Genomic DNA, 12,134 nt, shown 5'->3' on the forward strand with positions numbered 1-12,134 from the left:
ACGTCGCGGCTGGGGGGCCGGGTCGCAGTGACTATAGGATTACGAAAACGTTCCAACAAGGGGGCGCGCACGCATCGGGGGAGGCAAGGGACGGAGCCTTCGCGCGGTCCGGGATCTGGTGGGCATGTCCCCAGGTGTCCTACGGTGAAGTCGGTGTAAAACGTTTTTGGTCCGTGAGAGCGTCCCAGCCACAGCCGGAGGACCGCATCCGTGATCTCCCCAGTCCTGCAGCAGTTGTTCGACGATCCGCCCCGCGACTTCGGCCCCACTCCGCTGTGGTGGTGGTCGGGCGCGAAGGTCACCCGCGAGCGCCTCGCATGGCAGATGCGCAGATTCGCGGACGGCGGCGTGCACAACCTCGTGGTGATCAATCTGGCGCCCGCCGGCCCCACCTTCGGCGCCCGGACCGACGATCCGGCATGGTTCGGCGAGGAGTGGTGGGCCCGTTTCACCGACGCCTGCCGGATCGCCGGTGAACTCGGCATGCGCCTGTGGTTCTACGACCAGATCGGCTTCTCCGGCGCCAACGTCCAGGGCAGCGTCACCCGCCGACACCCGGAGGCCACCGGCCGGGCGCTGCGCCTGCGCAGGGCCGCCGTCCTGGCGGGTACGGTCGCGCTGCACAGCTCCGAAAGCCCGGTGGGCGCGTACGACCTGACGGGACGACGCCTGCCCGTGGCCACGGACTCCGGTCCCGGGACCGCCCGTATCGCGGCCGCCGACGGGACGGACGTGCAGCTCGTCGTCGCCGTCCCCACGGCGTTCGACTATCTGGACCAGCACGCCGTCGGCCTGCTGCTGGACGCCGTTCACCACGAGTACGACCGCCGCGTCCCCGAGTACCTGGGCAATGTCATCGCGGGAAGCTTCCAGGACGAACTGCCCGGCACGAACTCCTGGAGCCACCGCTTCCCCGAGGAGTTCCGCGCCCGGCGCGGCTACGACCTGCTCGACCACCTGCCGGCCCTGTTCGGCCCGGCCACCGCCCGGACGGCGAAGATCCGCGCCGACTACTACGCCGTCCGCACCGAACTGACCGAAGAGGCACTCTTCCGGCCGCTCGCCGCCTGGCACGACGAACGCGGCATGCTCATCGGATCCGACCAGAGCAACCCCGCACGCGCCGGCTTCCCCGCCCAGTCGACGCAGATCTACACCGACTACTTCCGCACCCACCGCTGGTACGGCGCCGCAGGCAGCGACCACCACGGCGACGCCAAGGTGCACTCCTCCATGGCCCACCTCTACGGCCACCAGCGCGTCTGGATCGAGGCGTTCCACTCCTCCGGCTGGGGCGGCACCCTGGAGGACACCTACGACTGGCTGCTGCCGTTCCTGCGCAGCGGCGCCAACCTGTACAACCCGCACGCCAGTTACTTCGGCACCGCGGGCGGCTGGTTCGAGTGGGCGCCGCCGTCCACCGACTGGCGTCAGCCCTACTGGCAGGAGTACCCGGCGTTCTCCCGGGCCGTCGCCCGGATCTGCTCGATCATGTCGTGGGGCACCTACAGCGCCGACGTCGCCGTCCTGCACCCCACCGCCACCATGCAGTCCCTCATCCCCCTGGACGTGCCCGTCCAGCACTTCGGCGACGGCCGCCTCGGCGACGGCCACGCCGACGTCGACGAGACGCAGCGGCACTACCTGGACCTGTGCGGCAGCAACAACTGGCTGAGGCCGCGGATCGGCGCGCTGGACCGGCACGGCGTCTCCTTCGACGTCATCGACGACGCCTCGGTGCAGCGCGCCAAGGCGGCCGACGGCACGCTGCGCATCAGGGACCTGGCGTACACCGCGGTTCTGCTGCCCTCGGCGAGCGTCCTGGAGGAGGCGACGGCGCGCCGGCTGACGGAACTCCTCGATGCCGGCGGAAGAGTCGTGGTCGTGGGCCGCCCGCCCGCGGCGGCGGCCGGCCTGGCCGGTGACGACCTGGTCGTCAGGGCACTGCTGGACCATCCGCGGCTGGAGCGGGCGAGCGACGCCGCGGCCGGCGCGGCGGCGGTGGCCGACGCCGCCGGACACGCGACGGGCGAGGTGCCGCTCCTCGTCAGGAGGCAGGGCGACGAGGCGGTCGCCCTGGTGACGGGAGCCTTTCCGGACGCCCGCACCCATCCGCCCGGGGACAACCACGAGGTCGACCCCGCTCGCTACGCCCGCAGTTCGTCGGTCACCGTGCATGCCCCGGTCGCCGAGGCCGAGATCTGGAACCCGGCGACCGGCGCCCGGCATCCGGCGCAGGTGACCGTCTCCGACGGCGTCTCGACCATCGAGGTGCCGCTGGACGGCGCCCCCGCCGCCCTCGTCGTATGGCGCGTAGGCACCCCGTCGACCCGGACGGTCGCGCCACCGCCGGGCCCGGCGCGGACCATCGACGTCTCGACCGGCTGGGCGGGCCGACTGGCCCCGACCATGGACAACACCTGGGGCGACCTGGCGCTGCCCGCGGGCGCGTCCGTCGACGAGCCGCAGATCTGGACCATGCGGTGGACGGAGACCGACGGGCCCGACGCGGGCTGGGAGCAGACGAGGGCGACGTACGGCAACCGGGTGCGCGTCCTGCCTCCGGTGCCCGCCGACCGGGCCCCCGACCCGTTGGACAGCGCCCGTGCCGAACAGGTACTGACCGGAGAGCTGCCCCTCGCACCCCCGGAAGCGGGCTGGGGCGTCTCGCTGTACTCGCCGAGCCGCGGGATCCCGGATCCGGACGGGCTGCTCGGCAACAAGGGGCTGGTGCCCGAGGAGTTCGTACGGGTCCCCGTGCCCGGGAGCGGAACGGTCGCCCGGGTCCGCTCGGTCCTGGAGACGGACCACCGCGGACCCGCCGAACTGCACATCGGCGCGGCGGCGGCCAAGCGGGTGTGGTGGAACGGTGAGCGGCTGGACACGGGCAGCGGCTACCTCGCGTCCGCCCGGGTGGAGGTGGAACGGCCCCGCAACGTGCTCGAGTACGAACTGTCGGAAGCCGAGGACCGGCCGTCGCTGATCGCGGGCGCCGCCGGCACACCGTTGGGCAGCTACTTCTGCCTGTCCCGTCCCGGCGGGTTCGCGCCGCGCCCGCAGTTCATGTGTCTGCCCGCCGGCGTGCGCCCGGACGGCGGCGTGACCTACCGCGGACGGCTGCGACTCCCGCGCGACGGCACCGAGACGCTCCTCGTCGTGGGCGCCGCGGCGGGCGTCACCGTGTTGCTCGACGGCGCGGTGGTGGCCCGCCAGGAGAAGGCGGAGTACTACGAGTCCGACTGGGGCGCGGTCCCGACGTTCTTCCGCCACCGACTGACCCTCGGGACGGGCGAGCACGTACTCGAGGTGGTCACCGACGGCGGGCCCGCACGGGAGGCGGTGTTCGTCGACCTGGTGGCGGGCGCCGGGGCGACCGCGTTGGTCAGCGGTGCCGGCTGGGAGGCCGAAACCGGTGGGTGGCAGGGGCGTACCGTCGAACACGAGGGCCGCTGGGGGGAGTTGCAGCACTGCTACGCCGCGGTACGGCCGCATCCGTTGCCGGACACCGAGTGGCTCACGGGCGCACCGGTGTTGGGTGCCGCCGTACTGCCGCTGCGGTCCACGGACGACGTCCGGGAGACCGCACAGCGCTTCCGCTTCACCGTGCCGCCCGGCACCGTGTCGGTCGACCTGCCGCTGGGGCTGCCCGCGTCGGTGCGGGTGGGCAACGGCCCGGGGGAGGCGCTCGAGAAGCCGGTCCTGACACTGGACCAACCGCTTGGGCAGCCAACGGAGTTCGAGGTCACCACCTCGCCCACGGCCGTGCTGCGGGGCGGTTCCGCCTGGCGAGGACCGGTGCGCGTGCACACCGTACCGGCGCCGCTGCCGCTGGGGGACTGGCGTTCGTTGGGGCTGGGCGGTTGGAGCGGCGGCGTGACGTACTCGCGGTCACTGGAGGTGCCGGCCGGGCCGGACCCGGTACTGGATCTGGGGCGGGTGCGGGGCAGCGGCACGGTACTCCTCGACGGGGAGCGCGTCGGCGAGGCGTTCTGTGCGCCGTACCGCTTCGAACTCCGCGGCGCCGCCGGGCGTACCGTCCGCATCGACGCGACCGTCCACAACACCCTGGCCCCGTATCTCGCCGAGGCCACACCGACCGCCTGGGCCTTCCCCCACCAGCTCGCGGCGGGGCTGCTGGGGCCGGTGACGCTGCGGATCCCGGGGCCCGGCTGAGAGGCGGAGGAGCGCGGGGTTCAGGGAGCGGAAGGCGCCCGGGTGGACTCCCGCAGTACGAGGTCGGGCGCGAACACCCGTGTCTCGTGGGCGTGTTCCGCGCGGGCCTCCACCTCGTCGAGCAGCATCTCGACGGCCGCCCTGCCGAGCTCCTCGACCGGCTGCCTGATCGTCGTCAGGGTGGTCCCCACGAAGCTCGCGATGTCGAGGTCGCCGTAACCGACCACCTGCACGTCCTCGGGAACCTTCACGCCCCGCTCGCCCAGGCCGCGGCACAGCCCCGCGGCGAGGAAGTCGTTGGTGCAGAAGACCCCGTCGGGCAGGTCGTCGAGCTTGCGGGCGATCTCCATGCCGTACGCCACCGTCATCTCCTCGGCGACGACCTGACCCAGCCGTGCCGCACGTCGGCTGCGCACGGCCTGCCGGGCGCCCTGGTACCGGTCGGCGCACTGCCGGATCCCGCGCTCACCGTTGACGACGAGGAGGTCGCGCGCTCCGCAGTCCAGGAGGTGCTGCACGGCGATACGGCCGCCGGCGATGTCGTCGACGGAGACGGAACAGCCGTCCTGGGCGGGCATCGCACGGTCCGCCAGCACCAGCGGGATGCCGCGCTCGCGCAGCCGCGTGAGCCGGGTGGGGTCCGCGCCGAGCGGAACCACCACGGCGCCGACGGCTCGTTGCTCGACGAGCATGGTGAAGTAGCCCTGCTCCCGCTCCGGTGCGTCCCCGCTGTCGCAGAGAACGAGGGAGTAACCGTGGTCGTACGCCGCGTCCGCGGCGCCCCGTGCGATGCGCGAGTAGAAGGAGTTGGCCACGTCGGGCAGCACCAGGCCGATGGAGGACGAGTGCCCGGTCCGCAGACCGGCGGCTCCCGGATGGGGGACGTAGTCGAGTGCGGCGACCGCGTCGCGGACCCGCTCGGCGGTGAGGGCGTTGACGCGCTCGGGCCGGTTCAGGACATTCGACACCGTGGAGACCGAGACCCCGGCGGCGGCCGCGACGTCCTGAATGCGGGCGGGGCGAACCGAAATGGTGTCCACCCCCCTGCTGTTGCAGTCGCGCGACCAGGCACGACGTGGTCCTCATGGGCGACGGCAAGTCTACCCCGAGGGCGACTGGAACGTTTTACGTCACCGGGAACACGGTCTTGACAGGCCGACGCGTCTCGAAAGTGGCGCAAACGAATGTTGCAGCCCTGTTTCCCGAGGCCCAAGTTGGACGGTGCGGGAGCGCTCCCACGGCCCCCGCTCACACCTGAACCGACCCCACTCGGGAAAGCAGGAGAACAGAAAACCATGACTTGGCATGATCGCGACAAGCAAACCCGATCTCGTCTCACGCTCGGCCTCAGCGCGCTCACCGCGCTGCTGATCTGCCTGATCCCCTGGAGCGGCACCGCCGCCGCCCACGGTTCGGTCGTCGACCCGGCATCCCGCAACTACGGCTGCTGGCTCCGCTGGGGATCCGACTTCCAGAACCCGGCCATGGCACAGGAAGACCCCATGTGCTGGCAGGCGTGGCAGGACAACCCCAACGCCATGTGGAACTGGAACGGCCTCTACCGCAACGGCTCCGCCGGTGACTTCGAAGCGGTCGTCCCCGACGGGCAACTGTGCAGCGGCGGCCGGACCGAGGGCGGCCGTTACAACTCCCTGGACGCCGTGGGTCCCTGGAAGACGACGGACGTCACCGGCAACTTCACCCTGCAGCTGTACGACCAGGCCAGCCACGGCGCGGACTACTTCCTGGTCTACGTCACACGCCAGGGCTTCGACCCCACCACCGAACCACTGACCTGGGACGACCTCCAACTGGTCACCAGGACCGGCAGCTACGGCCCCAGCCAGAACTACTCGATCGACGTGAGCACGTCGGGGCTCAGCGGCCGCCACGTCGTCTACACGATCTGGCAGGCATCGCACATGGACCAGACGTACTTCCTGTGCAGCGACGTGAACTTCCGCTGAGCCGGCGGATGCCCTTGAGAGCCTGTGACCCATCGGACCCCGCCGGACTGGGCCGCGTCCGGCGGGGTGCCCGCTCCGCCCGCCGGCCTAGCCGCCCTCGCCGGCCTCGCCGATCAGGAAACGTCGGCCACCGAGAAGATCCCCGGCCCGGTGACCCCGTACAGCACGCCGCCCGCCAGCAGCGGCGGCACCGAACTCGGGGTCAGTTCCTCGAACGACCGGCCCTCCGTGTCGAAGGACGGGGCGGTGCGCCCGATCTCCTTGCCGGTGCGCGGATCGAGGGCCAGGATGCTGGTGTCCGGCATCATGACGTACAACCGGCCCTGGTGATAGGCCGGTTCGCTGAAGACGCGCAGCTCGCGCGAGCTGGTCCACAGCGGCTTCCCGCGTTTCAGGTCCAGGGCGAGCAGGGTCTCGTTGCCGTAGTCGAAGAGGTACATGGTGTCGCCGTGCACCAGCGGCGGCGCTTCCGGCTCGACACTCCAGGGGAAGTCGACGCGGCGGGTCTTCCCACTGCCGAGGTCCTGGACGAAGAAGGCGGCGGAGACCCCGGTGCCGTCCTCCCACCGCGCGTAGTACGCCGTGTCGTCGTGCACCGTGGCCAGCCACAGATCGCCCTCCGGCGCCTCGACACTGCCCAGCGTCTTGCCGGTGCGTGCGTCGAGACGGGCGATTCCGCCGGAGCCGCCGCGCTGATCCGCGTAGAGGGTGTCCTTGGGGCCCGCGTAGAAGGGGCTGGACGAGGTGGAGGTCAGTTCGCGGCGCCACAGTTCTTCACCCGTGCCCGGCTCGTACGCCGCATAGCGCGCGGTCTCGGAAGGCCCGAGCTCGTCCAGTCGTACGACCAGCACCCCGCTCAGTGACTCGAACCCGCCCACCGGACCGTCCAGATGCCACAGCCGCTTCCCGGTCCTGCCGTCGAAGGCGTCCACTCCCGCGGAGCGGTCCGCGCTGCCGACGAACACCACACCGTCATGGACGACGGGCTCGCGCAGCGAGAAACTGCTGACCTCCTTCTGGCTCATGGGCTTCGTCCAGTCCACCCGGCCGGTCGCGGGGCTCAGCCGCGTCAGGGCGACCTGTGAGGAGGAGCAGAAGACGCCGAGCGGGTCAGGTGTGCACGCCGGGCCGAGGGCCATCGGCTCGTCCTCGTCCGGTGCCAGCGTTCTGTGCCACGGCTTCCAGCCGGGCGGTGCCGAACCATTGGGCGTCGCCTGCGGGCCGGCCTGGCCGGCCTCGTCGACCGTGCTCGCCGGGTCGTCGGCCACCACGGCGACCGAAGCCACCACGACCACGCCGAGGAGGGCCGCGCCGACGAGGCCGGTCCACAGCCTTTTCCTACGGGGCTTCTGTCCGGTCGGCCCGTCGCCCGGGGACGGCAGGGTCGCGTGTCCCGACAGCGTGGTCACCGGGATCCGGGACGACTCCGCACGGCCCTCCTCGTCGGACAGCTCCTCCGGCAGCCCGGCCAGCGCGTCCAGCACCTCGCTCGACGTCGGCCGGTTCTCCGGCTCCTTCGCCAGACAAGCCGACACCAACGGGCGCAGCGGCTCGGGCAGGTCACCCAGCTCGGCCTCGCTGTGCACGGTGTTGTACGCGGCGAGATAGGCGTTCTCCGCCTCGAAGGGGCTGTGCCCGGTGGCCGCGTACACCAGGACCGCGCCCAGCGAGAAGACATCCACGGCGGGGCCGACCTCGCGGGGGCGGCTGAACTGCTCCGGTGCCATGAACGGCGGCGAGCCCATCACCATGCCCGTCTGGGTACGGACGTCACTGCTGGCCGCGCGCGAGATGCCGAAGTCGATGACGCGTACCGCCCCGTCGTCGCCCTCGCCCTCCACCAGGAGCACATTGCTCGGCTTGAGGTCCCGGTGCACGACCTCGGCCCGGTGGATCTCCCGCAGCGCCTCGGCGAGTTCGGTGCCGAGACGGCGCAGCGCGTGCCAGGCCAGCGGACCCGCCTCGTCGACCCGCTCGGCGAGCGTGCGGCCCGGGACGAACGCGGTGGCCATCCACGGCCGTTCCGCATCCGGGTCGGCGTCCACGACCGGTGCGGTGAACGCACCGCTGACCCGGCGCGCGGCCGCGATCTCCTGTCGGAACCTGGCCCGGAACTCGGCGTTGTCGGCATATTTGGTGTGCACGACCTTGACTGCGACGGCCCGCCCCGACGCCGATCTGCCGAGGTAGACGACGCCCATGCCGCCGGTCCCGATCCGCGATTCGATCCGGTAACCGCCGACGGACCGCGGATCGTCCTCGCGCAGAGTCACCGTGTCTCCTTCACCCACTCGTGGCCGGGACGGTTCCGATCCGGACGCTTCTGACAGGGACCGCTCACTCTAGTGCCCGGTCTCCGGGCCCTTCTGGTGAACAACCGGCGCGGGCACCCGGCGTCGACCTGGTTCCGGCCGTCGGTCAGCCGTCAGTCAGCCGTCGTGCCGGCCGGCGCAGGCTGTCGAGCCGGAGGCCGGATCGGCGTCGGCGCCGGGCAGCAGGCGCGAGGCGTCCACGGTGAAGCCGATCGCGGTCCCGCCGCCGGTTCGGGCAGCCGCGAACACGGTGCCGCCGTGCGTCTCGGCGACGTCGCGGACGATGGCGAGGCCGAGTCCGGACCCGGGCAGGCCGCGGGCGGTGTCGGCCCGGTAGAAGCGGTCGAAGACGCGGGTGAGGTCGTCGGCGTCGATGCCCGGCCCGCGGTCCGAGACGGTGACCCGGCCCCGGTGGACACGCACCTCGATGGGCTCCTCGCCGTCGGGGTCGAACTTGGCGGCGTTCTCCAGCAGGTTGCCCAGGGCGCGTTCGAGCCCCTGCGGGCGGCCGTGGACCACGGAACCGTCGGCGTCGACATGGACCAGGCGGCCGGTACGCCGGTACACGCGCCGCGCCGCCCGCCGGGCCACCTCGGTCAGCTCCACGGGTTCCTCGGCCTCCTGACGGCCACGGTCCAGGGCCAGCTCGACGAGCTCGTCGACCAGGTGACCGAGCGCTCGGGTCTCGCCCTCGACGTCGTCGAGGAGCCGGTCGCGGGCGTCCGGGGACAGCTCGGGGGCGCGGCGCAACACGGTGGCGTTGGTGAGCAGGCTGGTGAGGGGGGTGCGCAGCTCATGGGCGACGTCGTGGACCAGCCTCTCCTGGGCCTCGCGGGCGGCGACGATGCGGGCGAGCATCCGGCTGAACGACGCGGACAGTCGCCCCACTTCGTCGCGCCCGCCCACCAGGCCGGCACCGTCAGAGGCGACTCGCCCGTCGGCGCTCACCTTCTCGGCGACGTCGGTCAGCCGGGCCAGGCGCCGGGTGATGCGCCCCGCGAGCAGACGCCCCGCACCCGCCACGACGAGCACGACCGCGCCGCTGACCGCGGCGATCTCCCGGGCCATGCCGCCCAGCACATGGTGGGTCTGGTCGACCCGGACGGCGACCTGCAACGCCCCGCGGTCCCCGCCCAGCGCGGTGGTCAGCCGGCGGTAGGTGCGGCCGTCCACGACGATCTCGGCGGTGTCCGACTGCCCGGCCTCGCCGGAGGCGGCCAGGCGGCGCGTGCTGTCGGACACCGGCAAGGGCACCGGCGGGCCGCCGAGCGGGGTGGGGGTGCCGTCACGGGACACGGCCTGCAGGATCGGCCGGGGTTCCTCCTCGTCGCCCGGGCCGGGCAGATCCGGCCCGGGATAGAGGTCCGGGGCCCGGGCGACCGCGTCGTCCAGGGCCAGTTCCTGTTCCTGGGCGCGCGCCAGGGCCACGGTCGTCGACCGCAGCGACCGGTCGGTCTCCGCGAGGACGCGGTCGGAGGCGGCCTGGTAGCTCAGCACACCGACCACCGTCGCCACCACGGCGCCGACGGCGGCGAAGGCCAGCGCGAACCGCGAGCGCAGGCTCATGGCCGCCGTACCGCGTAGCCCACGCCCCGCACCGTGTGGATCAGTTCGGGCGGTGCTCCGGCCTCGGCGAGTTTGCGCCGCACATAGCCGATGTAGCCCGCGAGGTTCTTGGCGTCCACGCACACGTCGGAGCCCCAGACCTGTCGGTAGAGCGTCGTGTGGTCCAGCACGAGTCCCTCGTTGCGGACCAGCAGCTCCAGCAGCTCGAACTCCGTCTTGGTGAGCCGCAGTTCACTCTCCCCCCACCAGGCCCGCCGGGCGCCCGGGGCGATGCGCAGCGACCCCGTGCGCAGCACGGCACCGGTGCTGTCCGGTGCCTCGGTCTCCGGTGCGGGCCCGGGCACGAGTGCGGCCCGGCGCAGCAACGCCCGCAGGCGTGCGAGCAGTTCGGGCACCTCGAAGGGTTTGGGGAGGTAGTCGTCGGCGCCGGCGTCCAGGCCGGCGGCCCGGTCGGGGACTTCGGCCCGCGCGGTGAGCATCAGCACCGGTGTGCGGTCACCGTCGGCCCGCAGCACGCGGCACACGGCCATGCCGTCGACGTGGGGCATCATCACGTCGACGACCAGCGCGCTGAAGGACTCCCGGCGGGCCCGGGTCAGCGTGTCGACCCCGTCGACGGCGGTGACGACGTCGTACCCCTCCAACTCCAGGGCGCGTGCGAGGGATTCGCGGACCGCACGATCGTCGTCGGCGATGAGGACACGATCGGACATCCCGGCATGATGGCACACCCTTCTGAAAGCTTCTTCTCATCGAATTCCGGACCGGCTCCCGCCGAGCTCTGAGATCGCTCGCCCAGCATGAGGGCCGTACTCACCGCTCGCCCCCACAGGAGTCCCATGTCAGCCCTCAGCACCCCCACCGCCGAGCCCGGATCCCCGTCGCGCCCCCTAGGGCACAGGCAGGCGCTCGTCCGCCGTGCCGTGGCGCTCGCCACGTGCCTCGGTCTCGGCGTCGCCGGCTGCGCCACCACCGACTCGGCGTCCTCGTCGGCGGAGCTGACGACCCGGAAGGCGATTCCGGCGTCCGCGACCCGCACCGGTGCGGGCGGGGCGAACACCGCCCAGGTGGTGGCCGCCGCCAACGCCTTCCTGGCGACACTGTCCGACGAGCAGAAGGACACCGTCCTCTACGACTTCGACGACGCCGCCAAGAAGACCGGCTGGTCGAACTTCCCGACGCCGGTCGTGGAACGCAACGGCCTCAAGCTCGGTGACCTCACCGACGAGCAGGAGGCCGCGGCCCTGAAGGTCATGGAGGCCGCGCTCAGCAAGAAGGGTTACGAGGAACTCGTCGAGATCCGCAAGGCGGACGACTACCTCGCCTCGCTGACGGACTCCGGCGGTACGGCCACGGCCACGCCGACCGCGGTCCCGAGCGGCACGCCCACCGGTACGCCGAGCGGCACGCCCACCGGCGGGCCCGGCGGTGGCGGTGGCGGAGGCGGCGGTGGTGGCGCCAACTTCGGCTCGGAGTGGTACTACATCTCCTTCTTCGGGACGCCCAGCAAGACCGGCGAGTTCACGGTCCAGTACGGCGGCCACCACGCGGCGTACAACATCACCTACGCCGGAAGCAGCGTGACCATGTCGCCGACGCTGACCGCGGTCGAGCCGATGGAGTTCAACTGGGAGGACCTGTACTACGCCCCGCTGGCGGACAAGCGGACGGCAACCATCGGCGCCATCCAGTCCCTCACCGCCGACGAGCTGGCCGCGGCCGAGATCGACGGCAGCTTCGACGACCTGTACCTGGGCCCGGGCAACGACGGTCCCTTCCCGGAGGAGCCGGAGGGCGTCCTGGTCAGCAGCCTCACCAAGAAGCAACAGGCCAAGGTGACCGCGATGATCAAGGCCTGGGTCGACGACCTGGACGAGAAGGCCGCGGCGCGGATGCTGGCCAAGTACGTCTCCGAGTACGACGCGACGTACATCGGCTGGAGCGGCGGGACGACCCTCGACAACTCCCAGACATACGTCCGTCTCGACGGGCCGTCCGCCTGGATCGAGTTCTCCAACCAGCCCGGTGCCTCCACCGACGAGATCCACCAGCACACGATCTTCCGGGACGAGACCGCCGACTACGGCTGGGAATGACGGGGCGAGGAACCATCACC

General features: G+C 72.0%; 7 protein-coding genes. 3 read left to right on the forward strand and 4 right to left on the reverse strand.

Translation table 11 applies throughout. From position 1 onward, the window contains the following. Positions 1–210 precede the first annotated feature (210 nt). Positions 211–4,173, forward strand: coding sequence for a glycosyl hydrolase (locus OG252_RS44035; RefSeq protein ID WP_329343270.1), 3,963 nt, complete (start codon positions 211–213; stop codon positions 4,171–4,173). 20 nt (positions 4,174–4,193) lie between these two features. On the opposite strand, the gene OG252_RS44040 is transcribed toward OG252_RS44035, so the two are convergent. Then, positions 4,194–5,213 (reverse strand): LacI family DNA-binding transcriptional regulator, encoded by a 1,020-nt coding sequence (locus OG252_RS44040; RefSeq protein WP_266444745.1) that lies wholly within the window; start codon positions 5,211–5,213, stop codon positions 4,194–4,196. A gap of 255 nt (positions 5,214–5,468) precedes the next feature. On the opposite strand from OG252_RS44040, the gene OG252_RS44045 reads away from it, so the two are divergent. Beyond that, positions 5,469–6,140, forward strand: a complete 672-nt coding sequence (locus OG252_RS44045; RefSeq protein ID WP_266444750.1) for a lytic polysaccharide monooxygenase auxiliary activity family 9 protein — start codon at positions 5,469–5,471, stop codon at positions 6,138–6,140. A gap of 113 nt (positions 6,141–6,253) precedes the next feature. On the opposite strand, the gene OG252_RS44050 is transcribed toward OG252_RS44045, so the two are convergent. From OG252_RS44050 to OG252_RS44060, 3 genes are all read right to left on the reverse strand, one after another. Then, positions 6,254–8,413, reverse strand: a complete 2,160-nt coding sequence (locus tag OG252_RS44050; RefSeq protein ID WP_266444753.1) for a serine/threonine-protein kinase — start codon at positions 8,411–8,413, stop codon at positions 6,254–6,256. Positions 8,414–8,569: 156 nt separating this feature from the next. Continuing rightward, a complete protein-coding gene (locus OG252_RS44055) occupies positions 8,570–10,018 on the reverse strand; it encodes a sensor histidine kinase (RefSeq protein ID WP_266444755.1) in 1,449 nt (482 codons plus the stop codon). Then, positions 10,015–10,731, reverse strand: coding sequence for a response regulator transcription factor (locus tag OG252_RS44060; RefSeq protein ID WP_329343276.1), 717 nt, complete (start codon positions 10,729–10,731; stop codon positions 10,015–10,017). Before OG252_RS44060 ends, OG252_RS44055 begins: the two co-directional genes overlap by 4 nt. Positions 10,732–10,857: 126 nt before the next feature. Between OG252_RS44060 and OG252_RS44065 the strand changes: the two genes are divergently transcribed. Next, positions 10,858–12,114, forward strand: a complete 1,257-nt coding sequence (locus OG252_RS44065) for a DUF3500 domain-containing protein (RefSeq protein WP_329343278.1) — start codon at positions 10,858–10,860, stop codon at positions 12,112–12,114. Positions 12,115–12,134 lie beyond the last annotated feature (20 nt).

Origin of the sequence: Streptomyces sp. NBC_01352 (assembly GCF_036237295.1) — a bacterium.
GTDB classification, from domain to species: domain Bacteria; phylum Actinomycetota; class Actinomycetes; order Streptomycetales; family Streptomycetaceae; genus Streptomyces; species Streptomyces plumbiresistens.